18 protein-coding genes are annotated in these 20,377 nt (G+C 69.9%); 5 read left to right on the plus strand and 13 right to left on the minus strand.

The features are described 5' to 3' along the window. The first annotated feature begins 162 nt into the window (after positions 1-162). A complete protein-coding gene (locus SALPAC3_RS0109575; protein WP_018221020.1) occupies positions 163-1,254 on the plus strand; it encodes a hypothetical protein in 1,092 nt (363 codons plus the stop codon). A 74-nt stretch (positions 1,255-1,328) separates the two neighbouring features. Here the strand turns inward: SALPAC3_RS0109575 and SALPAC3_RS0109580 are convergent, their stop codons facing one another. Then, the gene (locus SALPAC3_RS0109580; protein WP_018221021.1) at positions 1,329-1,835 is read right to left on the minus strand and encodes a DUF6912 family protein; all 507 of its coding nucleotides are present in this window, start codon (positions 1,833-1,835) and stop codon (positions 1,329-1,331) included. A gap of 214 nt (positions 1,836-2,049) precedes the next feature. Here SALPAC3_RS0109580 and SALPAC3_RS0109585 point away from each other — a divergent pair, with 214 nt between their 5' ends. Then, positions 2,050-2,280 (plus strand): helix-turn-helix domain-containing protein, encoded by a 231-nt coding sequence (locus tag SALPAC3_RS0109585; RefSeq protein ID WP_018810795.1) that lies wholly within the window; start codon positions 2,050-2,052, stop codon positions 2,278-2,280. A gap of 108 nt (positions 2,281-2,388) precedes the next feature. Further along, entirely contained in the window at positions 2,389-2,982 is a 594-nt protein-coding gene (locus SALPAC3_RS0109590) for an Rv3235 family protein (protein WP_026185396.1), read from the plus strand. A gap of 42 nt (positions 2,983-3,024) precedes the next feature. On the opposite strand, the gene secA is transcribed toward SALPAC3_RS0109590, so the two are convergent. Further along, positions 3,025-5,940 carry a preprotein translocase subunit SecA gene (secA, locus tag SALPAC3_RS0109595; protein WP_018221024.1) on the minus strand — a complete coding sequence of 972 codons (2,916 nt, stop codon included), beginning with the start codon at positions 5,938-5,940 and terminating at the stop codon, positions 3,025-3,027. A gap of 166 nt (positions 5,941-6,106) precedes the next feature. Here secA and SALPAC3_RS29060 point away from each other — a divergent pair, with 166 nt between their 5' ends. Both SALPAC3_RS29060 and SALPAC3_RS0109605 read left to right on the plus strand, forming a co-directional pair. Next, positions 6,107-6,241: a hypothetical protein gene (locus SALPAC3_RS29060; RefSeq protein WP_269744939.1), complete on the plus strand. Its 135-nt coding sequence runs from the start codon at positions 6,107-6,109 to the stop codon at positions 6,239-6,241. Next, on the plus strand, positions 6,238-7,374 hold the full coding sequence (locus SALPAC3_RS0109605) for a GNAT family N-acetyltransferase (RefSeq protein ID WP_018221026.1): 1,137 nt from the start codon (positions 6,238-6,240) through the stop codon (positions 7,372-7,374). Before SALPAC3_RS29060 ends, SALPAC3_RS0109605 begins: the two co-directional genes overlap by 4 nt. Positions 7,375-7,425: 51 nt before the next feature. On the opposite strand, the gene hpf is transcribed toward SALPAC3_RS0109605, so the two are convergent. The 11 genes from hpf to SALPAC3_RS0109660 form a co-directional block, all read right to left on the minus strand. Next, on the minus strand, positions 7,426-8,052 hold the full coding sequence (hpf, locus tag SALPAC3_RS0109610) for a ribosome hibernation-promoting factor, HPF/YfiA family (RefSeq protein ID WP_018221027.1): 627 nt from the start codon (positions 8,050-8,052) through the stop codon (positions 7,426-7,428). A 245-nt stretch (positions 8,053-8,297) separates the two neighbouring features. Continuing rightward, a complete protein-coding gene (locus SALPAC3_RS0109615; protein ID WP_018221028.1) occupies positions 8,298-8,999 on the minus strand; it encodes a ComF family protein in 702 nt (233 codons plus the stop codon). Between the two features lie 6 nt (positions 9,000-9,005). After that, a complete protein-coding gene (locus SALPAC3_RS0109620) occupies positions 9,006-10,775 on the minus strand; it encodes an LpqB family beta-propeller domain-containing protein (RefSeq protein WP_018221029.1) in 1,770 nt (589 codons plus the stop codon). Next, on the minus strand, positions 10,772-12,523 hold the full coding sequence (mtrB, locus tag SALPAC3_RS0109625; RefSeq protein WP_018221030.1) for an MtrAB system histidine kinase MtrB: 1,752 nt from the start codon (positions 12,521-12,523) through the stop codon (positions 10,772-10,774). Before mtrB ends, SALPAC3_RS0109620 begins: the two co-directional genes overlap by 4 nt. Before the next feature lie 12 nt (positions 12,524-12,535). Beyond that, positions 12,536-13,225: an MtrAB system response regulator MtrA gene (gene mtrA / locus SALPAC3_RS0109630; RefSeq protein ID WP_011904877.1), complete on the minus strand. Its 690-nt coding sequence runs from the start codon at positions 13,223-13,225 to the stop codon at positions 12,536-12,538. A 355-nt stretch (positions 13,226-13,580) separates the two neighbouring features. Beyond that, on the minus strand, positions 13,581-15,071 hold the full coding sequence (gene ahcY / locus SALPAC3_RS0109635) for an adenosylhomocysteinase (protein WP_018221031.1): 1,491 nt from the start codon (positions 15,069-15,071) through the stop codon (positions 13,581-13,583). A gap of 273 nt (positions 15,072-15,344) precedes the next feature. Further along, positions 15,345-16,508, minus strand: coding sequence for a mannose-6-phosphate isomerase, class I (manA, locus tag SALPAC3_RS0109640; RefSeq protein ID WP_018221032.1), 1,164 nt, complete (start codon positions 16,506-16,508; stop codon positions 15,345-15,347). Positions 16,509-16,511: 3 nt separating this feature from the next. Beyond that, the gene (locus SALPAC3_RS0109645; RefSeq protein WP_018221033.1) at positions 16,512-17,483 is read right to left on the minus strand and encodes a cation diffusion facilitator family transporter; all 972 of its coding nucleotides are present in this window, start codon (positions 17,481-17,483) and stop codon (positions 16,512-16,514) included. A gap of 43 nt (positions 17,484-17,526) precedes the next feature. Next, on the minus strand, positions 17,527-18,723 hold the full coding sequence (locus tag SALPAC3_RS0109650) for an SIS domain-containing protein (protein WP_018221034.1): 1,197 nt from the start codon (positions 18,721-18,723) through the stop codon (positions 17,527-17,529). Beyond that, positions 18,720-18,905, minus strand: a complete 186-nt coding sequence (locus SALPAC3_RS0109655) for a Trm112 family protein (protein WP_018221035.1) — start codon at positions 18,903-18,905, stop codon at positions 18,720-18,722. The genes SALPAC3_RS0109650 and SALPAC3_RS0109655 overlap by 4 nt, the downstream gene beginning before the upstream one ends. Positions 18,906-18,965: 60 nt before the next feature. Further along, positions 18,966-20,351, minus strand: a complete 1,386-nt coding sequence (locus SALPAC3_RS0109660; protein ID WP_018221036.1) for a phosphomannomutase/phosphoglucomutase — start codon at positions 20,349-20,351, stop codon at positions 18,966-18,968. Positions 20,352-20,377 lie beyond the last annotated feature (26 nt).

Raw genomic sequence — 20,377 nt, forward strand, 5'->3', positions numbered from 1 at the left:
GACCTCGACTGATACTCCCACGTTTGGGCCCCTTTCCCCACCACCCAACTCTCCGCGCACCGACCGACACGGATCCCGGGCCGACGACGACGGACGCGTACCCTGGTGGGCCGGTGAACCACCGGCCGCGCCGCAGGCCGAATGCCGGTCGAAGGGACAACGATGACGAAGCAGCCCGGCGACTCCGCCACCACGGAGCCGACGCAGGCGAGCCCGGACCCGGACGAGACAAGCCCGGACGCGGACGGAGCAGGCTCGGAGTACCAGGACGAAGCGAGCCCAGAGCACCCGACCGCAGCGAGCCCGCTCGCGACCGGCACGCCAACGGCGCCGGCAAGGGCCGGCCTCCTCGCCCCCGGCGCGCCGATGCTCGGCCTGCTGGCGCTCGGCTGGCTGACCGCCATGCTCTGGTCGACCCGCGCGGTGATCGACTCGGCGGCGGCCGGAGTCACCGCGATCAGCCTCTCCGCCTTCGCCCTACCCGGAGTGATCTCTGCCGCGCTCGTCGCCGGCGCCGCCTTCGCGCTGTTCGGAGCGGAGTTGCTCGCCCATCGGGGTCGAGACCGGGCCACCCTGCGCTTTGTCATGGCGGTCGCCAGCGGGCTGCTGATCGGGCTCGCCGCCGCCTTCGCCATCAACCTGACCTACGCCGACACAGCCACCACCAACGTGATCGCCGGCACCACCGCCGCCGCCGCCATCATCGGCGGGGGCATCGCCGCGACGCGGACCGCCCCGGTGATCGGCGCGGTGGTGGCCGCCGGTCTCGGCACGCTCGTCTTCGTCGTGGCGTTCAGCTGGGCCCGGGACCCGCTCTTCGACCTCTTCGGCGCCGGCGAGACCCAGGAGTCGCTGCTCAACGCCGCGAAGTGGGTCTCCCGCACCGAATCCCTGCTCGCCGGTCTGGTGGCGGGGCTGTTGGCCTTCGGCTACCTGACCTGGTCCCGACGCCGAGCGGCGACGCACCGCAATGATCCGCACACCCTGCGCTGGCCGGCCTACCTGATCGCCGGAGCCGGGCCCGGCCTGCTGCTACTCGTCGCCGAGGTGATCCTGCGCGTCGGCGGGCGGCGCCTGCTCGACCTGGCTGGCGCGCTCAGCGAGGCGGACGCCGTGGCACAGACCGCTCTCGGCACCTCACGGGTGGACAACGGAATCTGGGTGCTCTTCGTCGGCGCGCTGACCGCGATGATTGCCTTCGGCCGCACCCTCGGACCGGCCCCGCTGGACGAGGAGGAACCGGATGGGGCATAGCCCCGCTCCAACCGGAAGGCGTTCGGCGTCAGCCGGGTCGGATCGGATGCGGCCAACCAGGTCGAGCGGCTGGGCTAGCTCAGTTCGAGAAGCTGGTCCAGCTCTGTGCGGTCGTACCACTCCAGTTCATGGTCTTCGGCGCCGTCAACGGTGAACTGCGCGTCTGGATCACCACCGAGCGCATCGGTCACCACCCGGGCCGCAGCGGCGACATCCTTGACCGCGTCCACCCCGTCCACGTGAATGGCGGCCACCGCCCCCACGGGCACCGGGCCGGCCAGCTCGACCGTGCTGGCTCCCGAGTCCGCGTCACCCGGTCCGACCGTCGCCGCGGGCAGATCAGCCGAGACGACGACCCGGCGGCGTGGCGCCGCCTCGTCGGCCAGCAGGAGTTGGAGCGCGTCCTGGGCAGCTCGGGTGAACGCGACGTACTCCAGCTCCTCCTCGTCCCCCTCGGCGTACCACTCGCGCAGCGCCGGGGTGACCGCGTGCGCGGAGGCCGCGGGGAGCCCCGCGGTCCGCAGCAGGGTCAGCATCGGCACGGTCGCCGGGACGTACACCCGGACATGCTCATTGGTCACCGGTTCTCCCTGGGTTCAGCTCCACCGGCGGATGCCGGTCTGGGGCGCCGGTCATGCCGTACGCCGTGACCGTCATACACCCCGGACCGACTCGACGAAAGTCGGGTTCCCGGTGTGTTTCCGGACGCACTCTCGGTGGGGCGGTGGACCCCACTGCCTTCGGGAGACTGCTGGTGGCAAACTAAGGCAAACGTAGCCAACTCCGGGAGTGTGCGTGGCGGAGCCGAGGTTCCTGCTGCTGTCCGAGGTCGCCGCCGAGCTGAATGTGTCGGACTCGCAGGTCTACCACATGGTACGCAGCGGTGAGCTGCCCGCGATCAAGATCGGCGGACGTGGTCAGTGGCGGGTGGAGCGCACCCGGCTGGAGGAGTACATCAACCACAAGTACACGGAGACCGCCGAGTGGGTTCGCGACAACCCACTCGCCGAACGTGAGCCTGAGTAGCCCGCCGTCGCCCCTCATCCACAGGCATTGACCATCCCCTCTTTTGTCCTCCAGAATCGTGGCTGCCGTAGGCAAACGAAGGCAAACACAAGGATTTGGAGGGCTGGGATGTCTGCTGTCCGCCGCCCCGAGCCGACTCGTCCCCCCGTCCGACTTCGCCCGGCCCCGTCCATCGACCCGCCCTGCGTTGAGGACGACCCCGCCCACTGGCCGATCGACGGCCAACTCGCGCTCGACCTGTTTCGGCTGGGCCCAGGCCCGCTGCCCCGCTCGCCCAACCCAGGTCCCGGGGCCGGTCCGGGCCCAGCCCGGCCCCGGCGCGCACCGACCCGAATGCCCGCCACAGCGCTGGCCACCGCCACCCCGGAGGCGACCCGGGTCGCGCATCGGTTCGTCACCACCTGCCTGGAGGTGATCAACGGCTATCGACCCCACAGCCAACTGCGCCGACTACTCGATCCAAGCCAGACTGCCGAGCTGGCGGCCGAGTTGACCCGCGCCACCGCCCGCGCGGGGCCGGTGCGACGCCGCTCCACCCGGCCCGGCACGCGCCTCCGCCGGCTGCGGGTATGCGAGCCACGAGCCGCGGCCGTCGAGGCGGCCGCCGTGCTGGCCGGGCCAGCCGGCAGGACCTGGGCGATGGCGGTCCGCCTCGAACAGCGCCGCGGCAGCTGGCTCTGCACCGCGCTCAACGTGCTGTGAAAAGGTGCGCACGCAACGCGTGCGCACCTTTTCACAGGTCGGTCAGGCGCCGCCGTTGGGCGAGCCGTGACAGCGCTTGTACTTACGGCCCGAGCCACACGGACACGGCGCGTTTCGCGACGGACCGTTGCCGCCCTCGGCCTGCCCAGGTGCCGCCCGGCGGGCAGTGCCAGCGGCGACCGCGTGGCCAGGCGTACCGCTGCCCGGCCGTTGTGGGGCAGTGGGTGCGCTCTGCCCGGGGGCGGCCGGAGCGGTCCTGGCGGGCCGGCCCTTCCGCGGCGCCGGCTCGTCGGCCTGCTCGACGGCGACCGAGCCGCGCCCGGCTTCCCCGTCGATGGTCGGCGCGGAGTATTGCAGGCCCTGCTGCTGTGGCGCACGACCGAGACCCTTGGCCCGAACCTCGACCGGCTTCTCCAGGAGCTTGACCTCGTCTGCCGCCGGCTCCGGCTCCTGGACCTGCACCTCCAGGTTGTAGAGGAAGCCGACCGTCTCCTCCTTGATGCCATCCATCATGGTGGCGAACATGTCGAAGCCCTCGCGCTGGTACTCCACCACCGGGTCCCGCTGGGCGTAGGCCCGAAGACTGATGCCCTCCTGGAGGTAGTCCATCTCGTAGAGGTGCTCACGCCACTTGCGGTCGATCACCTGGAGCAGGACCATCCGCTCCAGCTGGCGGACACCCTCCGTGCCGAGCTGCTCCTCGCGCCGGCCGTACGCGGCGTGCGCGTCCTCCTTGAGCCGGCTGAGCAGGAAGTCGACATCGATGCTCGCCCGGCTTCCGCCCGCCTCCTCCTCCAGCTCCTCGATGGTGATGCCCACCGGGTAGAGCTGCTTGAGGCTGGACCAGAGCTGCTCGAAATCCCAGTCCTCGGCGTAGCCCTCGGCGGTGGCGCCCCGGACGTACGCCTCGACGACATCGTCGATCATGTTCCGGACCTGGTCCGACAGGTCCTCGCCGTTGAGCACCCGAAGCCGCTCAGCGTAGATGACCTGCCGCTGCTTGTTCATGACCTCGTCGTACTTGAGGACGTTCTTGCGGATCTCGGCGTTCTGGGACTCGATCTGCGCCTGCGCGGTCTTGATCTGGCGGGTGACCATCTTGGACTCGATGGGCACGTCCTCCGGGATGTTGAAGCGCTCCATGACCGCCTCGACGGCGCCGGAACGGAAGCGCTTCATCAACTCGTCCTGCAGCGACAGGTAGAAACGGGACTCACCCGGGTCGCCCTGGCGACCCGACCGACCGCGCAGCTGGTTGTCGATGCGCCGGGACTCGTGCCGCTCAGTGCCCAGTACGTAGAGGCCGCCGGCGGCGGAGACCTCCTCCGCCTCGGCGTCGCAGGCCTGCTTCCAGGTGGGCAGGACCTCCTCCATCGCCTTGGCGTACTCCTCCTCGTGCTCGGCCGGGTCGAGCCCACGCTGGCGCAGCTCGTTGGCGGCGAGGAACTCTGGGTTACCGCCGAGCAGGATGTCGGTGCCGCGGCCGGCCATGTTGGTGGCGACGGTGACCGCACCCTTACGCCCCGCCTGGGCCACGATCTCCGCCTCGCGCGCGTGGAACTTCGCGTTCAGCACCGAATGCGGAATGCCCCGATGGCGTAGGAGCTGGGAGAGAATTTCGGAATTCTCCACCGAGACCGTGCCGACGAGCACCGGCTGACCGGCCTGGTGCCGTTCGACGATGTCTTCGACGACCGCGTTGAACTTGGCCTTCTCGGTCTTGTAGATGACGTCGGAGCGGTCCTCCCGGACCATCGGCCGGTGTGTGGGGATGGTCACCACCCCAACCTTGTAGACCTTGTTGAACTCGCCCGCCTCGGTCTGGGCGGTACCGGTCATCCCGGCGAGCTTCGCGTAGAGACGGAAGTAGTTCTGGAGGGTGATGGTGGCCAGGGTCTGGTTCTCCTGCTTGATCTCCACCCCCTCCTTGGCCTCGATCGCCTGGTGCATGCCCTCGTTGTAGCGGCGCCCGTGCAGGATGCGGCCGGTGAACTCGTCAACGATCAGGACCTCGCCCTCGCTGACGATGTAGTCCTTGTCCCGCTTGAAGAGCTCCTTCGCCTTGATCGCGTTGTTCAGGTAACCGACCAGCGGCGTGTTGACCGACTCGTAGAGGTTGTCGATGCCGAGCCGGTCCTCGACCTTGCCGACTCCCCGCTCCGTCACCGCGACCGTGCGCTTGGCCCGGTCGACCTCGTAGTCGCCCTCACCCTCCTTGCCCGCCTGGAGGCGGGCGACCACCGCGGCGAACTCGCCGTACCAGCGGGCGGAGTGTTCGGCCGGGCCGGAAATGATCAGCGGGGTGCGGGCCTCGTCGATCAGGATCGAGTCGACCTCGTCCACGACGGCGAAGTTGTGGCCCCGCTGGACCAGGTCCTCCTTCGACCACGCCATGTTGTCGCGCAGGTAGTCGAAGCCGAACTCATTGTTGGTGCCGTAGGTGATGTCGCACTCGTAGGCGGCGCGGTGCTCCGCGGCGGGCCGGTTGGGCAACACGACGCCGACGGTGAGCCCGAGGAACTCGTGTACCCGGCCCATCCAGGCGGCGTCCCGCTCGGCCAGGTAGTCGTTGACCGTGATCACGTGCACGCCCTCGCCGGAGAGCGCGTTGAGGTAGACCGGCATGACCGAGGTGAGGGTCTTCCCCTCACCGGTCTTCATCTCGGCGATGTTGCCGAAGTGCAGCGCCGCGCCACCCATCACCTGGACGTCGTACGGGCGCTGACCAAGCACGCGGGCTGCGCCCTCGCGACAGACCGCGAAGGCCTCGGGCAACAGGTCATCGAGGGTCTCGCCGTCCGCCAGCCGCTCCCGGAACTGCGCGGTCATCTCCCGCAGCTCGTCGTCGGTGAGGTTGACGTAGTCGTCCTCGATGGAGTTGACGGCGGCGGCGATCGCCTTGAGCCGGCGCACCAGGCGCCCCTCGCCCGCACGGAGGACCTTTTCCAGAATCGACACGGATCAACGCTCCCCTAGACAGTCTCGACCCATCGTAGGCGCTCCATCGCGGCGATGGTCACTGGTGGCGGGGTCCACTCCGCCGAAGCGGACATAACGCACTCGGTTCGAGCGGGCGGACTAATCCGGTTACGCCGTGGGCGAACGGTCCGGCACGATGGCTCGGGTGAGACGAGTCGAGATCAATGACCTGGAGGGAGACCTCCCCGTGGCGCGGCCGGCCGGAACCGAGACCGGGCCGGGGCGGATCGAGACCGGGTCCGGACCGATCGACACCGCGCCCGGGCCGGAGGCGGCATGACCCCGGAGACCATCGACGGGCCCGGGATCAGGCTGCGTCTGCCCCACCTCGGGGACATCCCCGACACCGTGGCCGCCTGCTCCGACCCGCTGGTCCAGCAGTTCCTGCCAGCGCTGCCGTCGCCGTACACCGAGGCGGACGCCCGGTGGTGGATCACCGAAGGGGCGCCCGCGGCCTGGGCCGGCGGTGGGGCCGCGTATGCCATCACGGATCGCGAAACGGATCGGCTCCTCGGCACGGTCGGGTTGAACGACCCGGCCCCCAGCCGCCAGGAGGCGGCGATCGGTTACTGGGTCGCCCCGTGGGCGCGGGGACGCGGCGTCGCCACTGCGGCGACCCAGACCCTCGCCGACCGGGCGTTCGCCAGCGGGATCCGTCGGCTGGAGCTCCTCACCGTCCCGGAGAACATCGCCAGCCAGCGGGTGGCGCTGGCCGCCGGCTTCCGCCCCGAGGGCGTACGCCGGTTGGCGAGCCGCGGCCGGGACGGCGAGCGGGCTGATCTCCTCACCTGGGCGCGGCTCGCCGACGACCCCCCGGGGCCGGTTCCGCGGTTGCTGCCGGACCTACCCGACGGCCGGCTCACCGACGGCGTGGTGGAGCTCCGGCCGCGCGGCCCGCAGCACGCGAAGGCCATGTACCACCTGCACACCCAGCCCGAGACGGTCGCCGTCCTGGTGCCGCCGGAGCCGCCGCGGCGGGCGGACATCGAACGGAACTGCCGGGAGGTGCAGTCCCAATGGCTGCGGGACCAGGTCGCGAACCTGGTCATCATCGACGCGAGCAGCGGGGCCACCGCCGGCATCTGCCAACTGGTCCTGGACCATCCGCAGTTCCGACAGGGCATGGTCGGCTACGGCCTGCTGCCGGCCTGGCGCGGACTCGGGTACGCCAGCCGTGCGGTCCGGCTGCTCGCCGAGTGGGGATTCACCGAGGTCCGACTCGGCCGGATCTGGGCGGACACCCACGCCGGCAATATCGCCTCGGAGCGGGTGTTGGAACGGGCCGGGTTCCACCGGGAGGGCCGGGTACGCGGGCGCTTCCCCGCCGGCGACGGGCCGCGGCGGGACAGCACGCTCTTCGGCCTGCTCCCGGGTGACCTGACCCAGGGCAACCGGAGCACGCTGAGCCGGTGACCGGCCCGGGCCCGGGCCGGTCACCGGTGCGCTCGGCCCGGACCTGGGGCGTCAGACGGCCAGGGAGATGATCCCGTAGTCGTAGGCATGCCGCCGATAGACGACGCTGGGCCGCCCGGACTCTTTGTCCTGGAACAGGTAGAAGTCGTGCCCGACCAGCTCCATTTGGAACAGGGCATCGTCAATGGTCATCGGCTCGGCAGGGTGGACCTTCTCCCGGGCGATGTGCCACGGCTGGTCGTCGCGCTCCTCCTCGGCCCGCTCGGCAACCGCCGTCGACGTGGCGGCGTCGGCGGACAGGGGCCCGGCGACGAGGTCGGTCACCGGAAGGCCGGCGGTGGCGGCGGCGACGGAGATGGGGGCGTGCCGGCCGTGGTGGACCCGACGGCGGTCGGCCGCCCGGCGCATCCGGGCGTCCAGTCGGGCAATGGCCGCGTCGAGCGCGCTGTAGAAGTCGCTCGTGCCCGCCTCGGCCCGCATCACCGGGCCCCGCGAAACGCAGGTGATCTCCACCCGCTGGCAGTGGTCCGCCTGACGCGGATTGCGCTCATGGAACAGCTCGACATCGACCCGGATGATCTTGTGATCGTAGCGTTCGATCTTGGCGAGCTTCTCCGCTACGTGCACCCGGAAATGATCTGGAACTTCGACGTTCCGGCCCTTGACCACGATGTCCACGTGACCTCCCTCGTTCGGATGGTCGTTACTGCGGTACCCCGGTCGCGCCCTCGGGACGGTCCCACTCTCAGCGTCGACCGGTCAGTGCGGCTACGCCTCCCTTCACCGCCGGGAGGTGGGAGAACTCCTACTTCCCCCGACAGCAGAACGCTAACTCCTGTTCGGCCGACCGTCACCCCTGGTTTTCAGGACAGTCCAGGATTTTTCGTGAATCGTTCACCAGGGGAGAAGAAAATTACGGCCGGTTACCGGCGCCTCCGCTCGGTCGCCGCAAGCACCGCCGCAACCGAGGGCACCCGGCCAGTCGCGGTCAGCACCCGGCTCACCGCGGCGAGCGTCGAGCCGGTGGTGACGATGTCGTCCACGACAACCAGCGCCGCACCCGCCGACATCGGCCGCCACCGGCGCCGGGTCCGAAACGCCGCGGCGGCCGACGCCGCCCGGCCCGCGCTGTCCAACGTCACCGAGTCCGGCCGGGGCAGCGCCCGCACCGCGGAACGGACCTCGACCGGCCAGCCGGCCCGCCGCAACCGGTCCGCGCAGTGCCGGGCCAACCGGCTGAGGTGATCGCCGTACCGGGCCCGCGCCGCAGCCGGGGTGTCGGGCACCGGCACCAACAACACCGGGCGCACCGGGCCGACCGCGACCGCCACCACCTCGGCGAGCAGCGCGCCCAACGGCCGAGCCAGCCCGTGCCGGCCATGGTCCTTGTACGCGAGCAGCACCTCGCGCAGCGGGCCCGTGTAGGGGCCGAGTGCCACGCAGGGCGGCAGCCCCTCCGGAGCCGGTGTCGGGCGTACCGGCCGCGGACGCAGGTCGCCCAGCGCCGCGACGCACTCCGGGCAGACACCGTGCCGCAGCCCGGGTCGCCGGTCCCGACATCCGGCGCACTCCACCGGCAGCACCAGTGCGCCGAGGTCCTGGACGACTTGACCAAGGCCCCGCATCACTGATCAGAAGAGCAGGAGGGGCGCGGACGGGTCGCTGGTCTGCGCGTCGTTCGGCGTGAGGTCCCGTACCTGGTCCGGGGTGATCCGCTTGAACGGAAAGCCCTGGTACGCCACATCGTTGGCCTCATACATCACCATGCCGTACGGGGCCTCCGGATGCGCCGGGTACGCCGCCAGATGCGTCACGATGGCGCCGGTGACATGCAGCTTGGTCTCCCGGGACCCATCCACTCCGACCTCGTAGAGCACTCGTTTGCCGCCCTTCGAACCGGCCACCACCAGACTGTTCTCGCCGTACCAGTCGACTGCGGTGAGCCCGCTGAGGGAGGTGTGGGTCCGGCGGGGCGGCCCGACGGCGAGGGTGTCCCCATCGTGGCTCACCGCGGCCAGGTAGAGCTCACCTTCGCTGACGATCGCGAGTCGATGTCCCTCCAGGGCACCGGCCACCGCTGTCACGCCCCCGAGGCTCAGCTGCACCGGCTCCAGCTTGGCCGCCTCGTCAAAGCGGTACAGCTGGCCATCGGCGACGACCAGGCCAACCGGCCGCTGCGGTTGCGCCGAACGCAGCCAGACCGGACGAGCCACCGTCTGGAACGTCTCCTGACTCACGGTGAACGAGGTGAGGGGGGCGGATCCGACCTCGACCGCGAGTCGCTGCCGCCCGTCCCCGGCATCAACCGCGAGTGCCGCGAGGATGCGTTGCCCGGAGTAGCTGATACCGGCCGAGAGCACCTTGTCGTTCGCGTCCGTCGTCACCGGCTCAGCTGTCGGGCCGAGGGATCGGATCGCCCCCTCGTAGACGCAGAAGGGCTCCGCGATGGGGTTGACCTGATACACCGGATTCAGCCTCCGGTGCTCCCCCACATCCTTGATGATCACCTGCGACTGGTTGCGGATCTTCAGCTCGAGCTGCCCGGTCAGCTCCGGCAGCGACCACACAAGCTGGGTGGCGAGCAGGTTCAGCCAGGTTCTGTCCGTACCGGCCATGTCGAGGTTGACCTCCCAGCGGTCGTCCGTCCGGGTGGCGTTGTTGATCAAATTGGTACCGTCTGGCAACCCGCTGATCGCCCGCTTCAGCCAGGTGGAGTGGCCACCGACCAGCCACCGAACGACCTCGCTGACCAGCCGGTCCTCGGGCACGGCGCGCGCCAGATAGCGCTGGTCCGGCACCAGGCGCAGCCGGTCCGAACTCCAGAAGTAGATCGTCCAGGGCGTGTAGTACTGCTGCAGCGCCTCGATGCTGAGCAGGAGCACGTTCGGTGGATTCGTCACATACCACTCAACGTCGTCCCCACCCTCCGGCGCGAACGGGCGCAGGCCGAATTCGTACGTCGCCGGGGTGGCCTCCGGTGGCGCCAGCACCCCGTCGGCGGTCAGCTGCCCGACCTGCTGCACCGTGAGGGTGACCTGGATCTCCTCCGGCCCGGGGACGATCACCGGCTCCTCCAGCAGCCGCACCACGGTCAGCGCGACCTCGCTCCCCTCTTTCCGCGGCAACCGGGCTCGATCCTCGGGAACGACGAACTCACTAACCCGGTCGTAGGCCCCACCCGGCTCCCCGGCTGCGGCGGCGAGGAAGTTGTCGACGAACTCTTCCCGGCGGTCGGCCGCGGTACGAGACGGCGGCTCGTGCCTGCCCCCGCTGCTCGCGCCCGTCTCGGCCGCCGGACCGGGGCCCTCGATGCGCACCTCGGTCTCCCCCGGGATCCCGCAACCGGCCGCGGTGACGAGGAGAACGCCACCGAGTAGGCCGGCGAGCACCTGGCGGCTCACGGCCGGGCCTCCGCGCCATCGGTCGGTGCGGGACCGACCGCCAGCGCCCCCGCGCTGCCCGGACCAATGGCGAGCAGGCCGCCCTCGCGTGGGCCACCACACGGCAGCCGCACGTCGGCGGGAACCAGTCGCAGCGGCGAGGAGGTCAGCCGGTCGCCGGCCCGCGCCGGCAGGGTGAGCCGGAACTGGGCCCCCTGCCCTGGCGCGCCCCACGCCTCCAGCCACCCGCGGTGCAGCCGAGCGTCCTCCAGGCTGATCGACAGGCCCAACCCGGTGCCCCCGGTCTGTCGGGCCCGCGACGGGTCGGCCCGCCAGAACCGGTTGAAAATCAACTTCTCCTCCCCGGGTTTGAGCCCCAACCCACGGTCGCGCACAGTGACCGCCACCGCGGTGTCGTCCACTCCCAGGGTGATGCGCACCGGTTTACCCTCGCCGTGCTCGACGGCGTTGCCGACCAGGTTGCGCAGCACCCGCTCGACGCGACGCGGGTCGACCTCGGCGATGACCGGGTTACCCGGCAGATCCAGCTCGACAGTGACCCCGACCCGCTCGGCGAGGCCGGCCAGCCGACCCACCACCCGGTGTACGACCGGCACCAGGTCGGTGGGTTCGGCGTCCAGCGCGGCGAAGCCGGCGTCGAATCGACTGATCTCCAGCAGGTCGGTCAGCAGTTCCTCGAACCGGTCCAGCTCCGTCTGGAGCAACTCGGCGCTCCGGGCCACGGCCGGGTCGAACTCATCCCGCTCGGCGAAGATCAGGTCTGCGGCCATCCGGACCGTGGTCAACGGAGTCCGCAGCTCGTGCGAGACATCCGAGGTGAAGCGGCGTTGCAGCCGCGACATCTCCTCCAACCGGAGGATCTGCCGTTGCAGGTTGGTCGCCATCTGGTTGAAGGACTCGGCGAGCAGCGCCAGATCGTCCTCGCCGTTTACCGCCATCCGCTGGTCGAGCAGGCCGGCGGAGAGGCGTTGCGCGGTCCGGGCGGCCACCCGGACCGGCGTCACCACCAGCCGGGTCACCAGGGCGGCGAGCAGCCCAAGCAGCACTACCAGGGCGACACCGGTCCCGACCACGGTCGCCCGGGCATCGGCGGCGGTCTCGTCCTGCCGGGTCAACGGAACGAGGTAGTAGAGCTCGACCTGACCGAACTGGGTCGGCACCGGCGAGCCGTAGGCCAGATACTTCGTATCGGTCTCACCGAGTCGGCCGGTGCTGATCTGACTGGCGACCTCACCCGCGGCAACGGTGGCGCGCAGCTCCGGGCTGATCAACGAACCGAAGTTGTTCACCGCCGGGGCGGTTCGGGGTTGGATCACTCCCTCGGCGTTGTCCGCGATCAGGGCGACCACCACCCCGGTCGCCTGCTGGGGGCCGCCGCCGGCCAGGTAGTTCACCGTCCCGTCAACGGTCTCCTGGAACTGCGCCTCTTCTGGCTTGTGGTAGAGCCCGAGCTGTTTGGCCGCGTACGCCGCACCGCTGTTCAGCCGGTCCTGCACATCGGCTTCGGCGTTCTCCAGCAGGATGTTAGTGATCTTGTCTGCGATGAGGTAGGCGAAGCCACCAACCAGCAGGCTGGAGGCGAGGAGCGTGATGGTTACCACCCGCACCTGCAACGAGCGCCGCCAGCCCTGGTGCAGCCCGCTGGCCAGCCGGGCGCCCCACCCGCCCACGGCACGCCACAGCTCCCCGGCGCCGAGGCGGCGCGGGGAGCCGTTCGTGGTGGGGTCGGAAACCAGGGAGTTGGCCACAGTGTGGCCAGGTTATCCGGTACCCGCCTTGTAGCCCACGCCGCGCACGGTGAGGATGATTTCCGGGCGCTCCGGATCTGGCTCGATCTTGGCCCGGAGCCGCTGGACATGCACGTTGACCAGGCGGGTGTCGGCAGCGTGCCGGTATCCCCAGACCTGCTCCAACAAGACCTCCCGGGTGAAGACCTGCCGTGGCTTGCGGGCGAGCGCGACCAGTAGGTCGAACTCCAACGGCGTCAGCTTCACCTCCTCGCCGTTCCGGCTGACGGTATGCGCCGGCACGTCAATGGTGATCTGGTTGCCCGGGGGACCAATGGTGAGCAGTTCGGGGGCGGCATCCTCGCCCCGGCGTAGCCGGGCCCGCATCCGGGCCACCAGTTCCTTCGGCTTGAAGGGCTTCACCACGTAGTCGTCCGCCCCGGACTCCAGCCCCAGGACGACATCAACCGTGTCGCTCTTGGCAGTCAGCATGACGATCGGTACACCCGACTCACCCCGGATCGACCGGGCCACGTCAATGCCACTCATGCCCGGCAGCATGAGGTCGAGCAGCACGATGTCCGGCCGGTTCTCCCGGAACGCAGCCAGGGCACGTTCGCCGTCGGCAACGAACGAAGGCAGGAAGCCCTCGCTGCGCAGGACAATGCCCAGCATCTCGGCGAGGGCGGGGTCGTCGTCAACCACCAGTACCCGAGCTCTCATGGGATTAATCTTCCATCCCCATCTCCGTCATGGGATCCACGTCCGCCTCCGTGGCGGGATCCACGTCCGCTGGCACCGATGCCGTCGGCCGCCGTTACCCAGCACCCTGCGGCCCGGACGTCACTGTCGGCCGCGCGGTCGGCTGATCGGACCAGCCTGCCACCATGATCCCTGGATGCGCCCACCGACGCCAGTACCGAACGTGTAATCCCGGTGCTCACCCGGCTGGCGGCGGGTAGCCGAGCCCGCTCGGGAGGCGGCGAGAGCAGCGGCCGCCCCGGGCTGGCCGACCCCCGCCCGGTCGGGCGGGGGTCGGCCAACACACGAGATAATTAACCGTGCCGGGCGTCGCGCCTCAGTAGCGGTAGTGGTCCGGCTTGAACGGACCCTCCTGCTGCACCCCGAGGTACGCCGCCTGCTCCTTCGTCAACGTTGACAGCCGCGCGCCCAGCGCGTCCAGGTGCAGCCGCGCGACCTTCTCGTCCAGGTGCTTCGGCAGCACGTACACGCCCGTCGGGTACTCGTCGGTCTTCGTGAACAGCTCGATCTGAGCGATCGTCTGGTCGGCGAAGCTGTTGGACATCACGAACGACGGGTGGCCGGTCGCATTGCCCAGGTTCAGCAGCCGCCCCTCCGAGAGCACGATCACCGCGTGCCCGTCATCGAACCGCCACACATCCACCTGCGGCTTGATGTTCTCTCGCGTCACATCCGTCCGACGCGCCAGCCCCGCCATGTCGATCTCATTGTCGAAGTGCCCGATGTTACCGACGATCGCCTGGTGCTTCATCCGCGCCATGTGCTCGTTGGTAATCACATCGAAGCAACCGGTCGCCGTGATGAAGATATCGGCGGTCTCCACCACGTCTTCCACCGTGGCGACCTGGTAACCATCCATCGCCGCCTGGAGCGCACAGATCGGGTCGATCTCAGCCACCACCACGCGGGCTCCCTGGCCGCGCAGCGATTCCGCGCACCCCTTACCCACGTCGCCGTAGCCGATGACCACCGCGACCTTGCCACCGATCAACACATCGGTGGCCCGGTTGATCCCGTCGACCAACGAATGCCGACACCCGTACCGGTTGTCGAACTTGCTCTTCGTCACCGCGTCATTGACATTGATCGCCGGGAACAGCAGTGAGCCCGCCCGGTGCATCTCATACAGGCGATGCACACCCGTGGTCGTCTCCTCCGTCACGCCACGGATGCCGCTCGCCAACCGGGTCCACTTTCCGCTGTCGCGCTCCAGCGACCGACGCAGCAGGTCCAGGACCATGGTGAATTCTTCACTGTCATTGGCGCCCGCCGCCGGCACCGCACCGGCCCGCTCGAACTCCACGCCCTTGTGCACCAGCAGCGTGGCGTCGCCACCGTCGTCGAGGATCATGTTCGGACCCTCGTCACCCGGCCAGGTCAACGCCTGCTCGGTGCACCACCAGTACTCCTCCAGCGACTCGCCCTTCCAGGCGAAGACCGGCACACCCGCCGGCGCCTCCGCGGAGCCCTCCGGACCCACCACCACCGCGGCAGCGGCATGATCCTGGGTGGAGAAGATGTTGCACGACGCCCATCGGACCCGTGCTCCCAACACGACCAACGTCTCGATCAACACGGCCGTCTGCACCGTCATGTGCAGTGAACCCGAAATCCGCGCACCAGCCAACGGCCGCGACTGCCCAAACTCCTGCCGAAGCGCCATCAGCCCCGGCATCTCATGCTCGGCGAGCCGAATCTCCTTGCGCCCAAACTCAGCAAGCGACAGGTCCGCAACCTTGTAGTCACCGTCGGAGACGGTGGTGGGCTGGGACGTCCCGCTGGCGGACGCCGGAAGGGTGCTGGTCATGAAGTACTCCTGTCGACGATGTGCAGCGCGATAAACACCTTACGCGCGCGTACCGGCCGACCGCGCCCCTCCCCGGACAGCGCACGAGGCGGCCGGCCCCGGGACGAACGCTCCGCCCCTGGTCCGACCGCCCCGCACATCCCCCCGGTTTGGTTCCCCACACGCCCCGCGACCGTCGTCGCGAGAACGCTGCGCTCAAAGAGTCGCACCGTCATCCCCGGCAAGTCAAGCTATTCCGGAAAAATCGGACTTGCGAGTTGCTGGGGGTAAAGCTCAGCGCAGCCCAGAGCTCGCCACGTACGCCTCACCCGTACCCGCGATCCGCAGGTCACCGGCGGCAGCCGGGCTCACCGCGGCCTGCCCCGGCCCCAGCTCCACCGACCCGGCACCGTCGTCCACGATGAGGGCGCCGGCACTGCAGAGCACCACCCGCGGCCCGACCAGCGGCACCGTAACCTCCGCCCGATCCGAGCCCACCTGGACCTGGTGCAACGCGAAGTCGTCCACCGGTACCGGCCAGCAGACCACACCCGGCGCGACCGGCACCGCCCGCACCACCGGATCGTCCAACACCTCGAACCGCAGCACCCGCAACAGTTCATCGACGTCGATCCGCTTCGGCGTCAGCCCCCCGCGCAGCACGTTGTCGCTCGCCGCCATGATCTCCACGCCGGTGCCGCGCAGGTACGCGTGCAGGTTCCCGGCCGGCATCCAGATCGCCTCCCCCGGCGCGATCCGCACCCAGTTGAGCAGCAGCGCCACCAGCACACCGGGATCACCCGGGTAGCTGTCGGCGAGCGACCGGGCCAGCCGCGCGTCCGGAGTGTCCAACGCCGCCGACGCCACCGCCGCCACCAGCCCAGCACGCTGATCGGTGGGGAAGGTCAGCAGGAGACGCACCGCGTCGGCGAGACCCGCCGCGCCCGTCCGCAGGGCGGCCACCACCGGATCCAGCGACGGTACGCCGAAGGCGGCGAGCACCTCCGCGGACTCCGCCGGAGCGCGGAACCCGCAGAGCGCCTCCATCGGGGTCAGCGCCACCAGCAGCTCCGGCTTGTGGAACGGGTCAACGTAGTTGCGCTGCCCCGCCTCCCGGGCGGCATCAGCGGCGTGGCCAGCGTGGGCCTGCTCCGGATCGGGATGAGCCTGAAGACTGAGCGGCGCGTCGGCGGCGAGGACCTTGAGCAGGAACGGCAGCCGAACGCCGAACCGATCAACGACCTGCTGGCCCAGCCAGTGCCCCGGTTCGGCCGACAACAACTCGACCAGACTGACCCGGGCCCCGTCCCGGTCCACGCTGGCCGGTGCGCCGGGATGCGCACCCAACCACAGCTCCGCCTCCGGCTCCGGACTCGGCGTGGGCCGCCCCTGAAGGGTGGCGATCGCCGAGCGAGAGCCCCAGGCATAGTTTCGGATCGGCCCGTACAACAATTCCATGGGTCAACCCCCAGACAGCCCGACGTTCTCGCCGGGTTCACTTACGGTCCGCTCAACACCAGACGCGACAAAGACGTCCGGCTCCAGATAGATCACGCGAGCGATCGGCACGGCGGCGCGGACCCTTGCCTCCACCGCGTTGATATCCCGAGCCAGCTCCTCGGCACTGCCGACCGCGGTAACGGCGATCTTCGCCGCCACCATGAGCTCCTCGGGGCCGAGATAGAGCGTCTTCATGTGGATGATTCGCTCCACCTCGCGACCGGCGGTCATCGCCTGCTCGATTGCCTGGACCTCATGCTCCTCGGCGCCCTCGCCGAGGAGCAGGCTCTTGGTCTCGATGGCGAGGATGACCGCGATCACCACCAGCAGGACACCGATCATCGCGGTACCGGCGGCGTCCCACCGGCCATCGTTGGTGACCAGGGTCATGCCGACCCCGAAGAGCGCGAAGATCAGACCGACCAGCGCACCCAGGTCCTCCAGGAGCACCACCGGCAGCTCGGGCGCCTTCGCCCGCCGGACGAACCGCACCCAGGACTGCTTTCCCCGGACCCGGTTCGACTCCTGGATCGCGGTCCGAAAGGAGAACGTCTCCATGACGATAGCGCTCACCAGGACAACGACCGGAACCCACTGCCAGCTTTCGATACCCTCCGGGTGCGACCACTTGTGGTACGCCTCGTACAGAGCGAAAAGACCACCAACGCTGAACAGCACGATGGCCACGATGAACGCATAGATGTAGCGTTCCCGGCCGTACCCGAACGGGTGCTGTGGGGTGGCGGCACGCTTTGCCCGCCGCCCGCCGAGCAGCAGCAGGCCCTGATTGCCGGCGTCCGCGACCGAGTGGATCGATTCGGCCAACATCGACGACGAGCCGGTCAGCAGGAATGCGACGAACTTTGTTACCGCGATACCCGTGTTGGCCAACAGCGCGGCGATGATTGCCCGGGTCCCGCCACCGGCGCTCACGTCCCGGCCCCGCTTCGCTGGGCCGTGGCGACCCTACCTACGCTCACTGATTGGCCAATTCCTTCATTTCGGTGACCGCGGGAACGGCCATCGGATCCAGTCCGTGCGCCAGGGCGAGATAGATCGAGGCGAAGTCTGGCACCGCGACCAGCGAGGCGAGCCGTTCCAGCGCCGATCCGCCTTCGGCGGTGACCACGTCAACGCGCACCCCCCGCCGCTCGGCGAGGGTCTGGACCGCGTCGGCACGCCGCTCCTCCACCGCGAGCGGCTCGTCGGCGTCGTCTTCCGGGTTGAGACCGCCGTCGCGCAGCAGCACCAGCCGCAGCCGAGTCCCCACCGCCGCCGTCAGGTCAGGATCGGCGAAGATGTCCCGTTCTCCCTCAACCAGCCCGCCGAAGACCCCGTCGAGTAGGCCGACCCGGCCGCGCCCGGCCTCGCCGAGCGCCCCGGAGACAACCGGGTACCGGGCATTCGCCGAAAGCGTGTCGCCGAAACGGCGGGCCGCGACGGTGGCCAGGGGCGACGACCCCCAGACGATCGGAATCGAGCCGGCCAGACCCAGCGCGAGGGACTTGGCCGGATTGACGAAAGACTCTGCGGACGGCCGACACCGGTCAGCCTCGGCGTCCAGGCGGGCGGCGGTCTCCGCCAGATCCGCCTCGTTGACCTTGACCAGACCGAGCATCCGGGCAGCCAGCAGCACCGGCACGGTCAGCGCCCAGAGACTCGCTCGTGCCGGGGCCCGTCGGGGTACCGGGATGAACGGCGCTCGGGCCCGCTCCGCGACCGACTGTAGCCGGGAATCCGGGGCACCGACCGCGACCAGGCGGGCACCCCGCCGGTGAGCCGCCTCGGCCGCACCGAGCGCCTCCGGGCTACGGCCGGAGGCGCTGACCGCGATCACCACATCGGCGGCGCCCACCCAGCCGGGCACGCCGGCACTGCGATGTGGGATCACCGGCACCGGGCAGCGTGGCCCGGCGACCGTCGCCAGCACGTCACCGGTCCGCCCGGCCGTGCCGATGCCCGCGATCACCACCGCGCGCGGACGGCCCTCGTCGGCCAGCACCGACAGGTTGGCCTCGGCGGCGAGGGCGGCCGACTCGCGGACCTGTGCCCCACCGGATGCGATATGCCGCAGCATCCCACCGGGGTCCCGCTCGGCGAGCGCGTTCCGATCGTCCAGCCGGGCCTCGTCGACGTCCCGGTGGCCACTGACGCCAGCCGTACCGTCGATCACGACCGCTCCGCCGGGCCGCCGCGCGCCTCATCCAGTAGGAGCACCGGCACATCGTCGCGGACCTCGAAGATCCGGCCGCACTCGGTACAGGTGAGCGTCTGCGCCCCGGCGTCATAGTCGAGTGGGGCGTGATGTGTGTCCGGGCAGGCGAGAATATCCAGCAACTGCGGATCCAGGGCCACGGCGCGGCTCCTTCCACCTCTGGGTTATCGGTCGGTGGCGCCGACCGGGCGCACGGGATGTTATCGGCGAACCCGGTCGAGCACCGCATCGCGGAGCGAGGCCATGCGTTCCCGGGTCGGGGCTTCGACGTTGAGTCGCAGCAACGGTTCGGTGTTGGAGGCCCGTAGGTTGAACCAGGCGCGGTCGGCGAAACGCAGAGTGAGGCCGTCGGTCTCGTCAACCTCCGCGTCCGGGTAGGCGGCCCGCACCTCAGCCACCCGCGCCGCCTGGTCTTCGACGGTCGAGTTGATCTCACCGGAGGCGACGTACCGCTCGTACTCTCCGGCCAGCACCGACAACGGCAACGACTGCTCACCCAGCGCCGCCAGGGTGTGCATCGCGGCGAGCATCCCGGTGTCGGCGAACCAGAAGTCCCGAAAGTAGTAGTGCGCGGAGTGCTCGCCGCCGAAGATGGCGTTGGTCCGGGCCATCTCGGCCTTGATGAACGAGTGCCCGACCCGGGACCGGACCGGTTGCCCACCGTTCTCCCGGATGATCTCCGGCACGGCAGCCGAGGTGATCAGATTGTGGATAACCGTCGAGCCGGGGTGCTTGGCCAGCTCCCGCGCGGCGACCAGCGCGGTGATCGCCGACGGTGACACCGGCTCCCCACGCTCGTCGACCACAAAGCAGCGGTCCGCGTCGCCGTCGAAGGCCAGACCGATGTCCGCACCCCCGGCCCGCACTGCCCGTTGCAGGTCGACCAGGTTCTTCGGGTCCAGCGGGTTCGCCTCGTGGTTGGGGAAGGTGCCGTCCAGCTCGAAGTAGAGCGGCACAATCTCGAGCGGCAACGCGGCCAGCGCGGCATCGCCGAGCACCGTCGGGACCGTGTAGCCGCCCATGCCGTTACCGGCATCCACCACGACCTTCAGCGGTCGAATCCGGGTCAGGTCAACCAGCTTGCGCAGGTACGCCGCGTAGTCCGCGAGTAAATCGCGCTGCTGGACCGGCGCGCTCGCCGCACCCACCGGCTGGGCCGCACCCTCGTCCAGCAGCGCCTGGGCCCGCGCCCGGATCTCGGCCAGGCCGCTGTCCTGCCCGATCGGACGCGCTCCCGAGCGGCACATCTTGATGCCGTTGTACTCGGCCGGATTGTGGCTCGCCGTGAACATCGCCCCCGGCAGGTCAAGCGACCCGGAGGCGTAGTACAGCATGTCGGTCGAGGCCAGGCCCAGCTCAATGACCCCCCGGCCGGCGCCCCGGACGCCGGTGGCGAAGGCCGCCGCGAGCCTGGGGCCGCTGTCCCGCATGTCGTGCGCGATCAGCACCGCGTCGCCGGGCTCCCCGCCGGTGTTGAGAACCTGGGCGAAGGCGGCGCCAAGTGCCTCCGCGACCTGCTCGTCCCACTGGTGCGGCACCACCCCACGCACGTCGTAGGCCTTCACGATCTGGGACAGGTCAGTCACCGTGCTCCGCTCCTCGCGCTGGCGGT

This window comes from Salinispora pacifica DSM 45544, from assembly GCF_000378845.1.
GTDB lineage: Bacteria > Actinomycetota > Actinomycetes > Mycobacteriales > Micromonosporaceae > Micromonospora > Micromonospora pacifica.

What these genes read in the sequence shown, in the direction of transcription:
- SALPAC3_RS0109575 (WP_018221020.1), top strand. Translation starts at nt 163, where the DNA reads ATGACGAAGCAGCCCGGCGACTCCGCCACCACGGAGCCGACGCAGGCG.
- SALPAC3_RS0109590 (WP_026185396.1), top strand. Translation starts at nt 2,389, where the DNA reads ATGTCTGCTGTCCGCCGCCCCGAGCCGACTCGTCCCCCCGTCCGACTT.
- SALPAC3_RS0109605 (WP_018221026.1), top strand. Translation starts at nt 6,238, where the DNA reads ATGACCCCGGAGACCATCGACGGGCCCGGGATCAGGCTGCGTCTGCCC.
- SALPAC3_RS0109615 (WP_018221028.1), bottom strand. Translation starts at nt 8,999, where the DNA reads ATGCGGGGCCTTGGTCAAGTCGTCCAGGACCTCGGCGCACTGGTGCTG.
- mtrA (WP_011904877.1), bottom strand. Translation starts at nt 13,225, where the DNA reads ATGAGAGCTCGGGTACTGGTGGTTGACGACGACCCCGCCCTCGCCGAG.
- ahcY (WP_018221031.1), bottom strand. Translation starts at nt 15,071, where the DNA reads ATGACCAGCACCCTTCCGGCGTCCGCCAGCGGGACGTCCCAGCCCACC.
- manA (WP_018221032.1), bottom strand. Translation starts at nt 16,508, where the DNA reads ATGGAATTGTTGTACGGGCCGATCCGAAACTATGCCTGGGGCTCTCGC.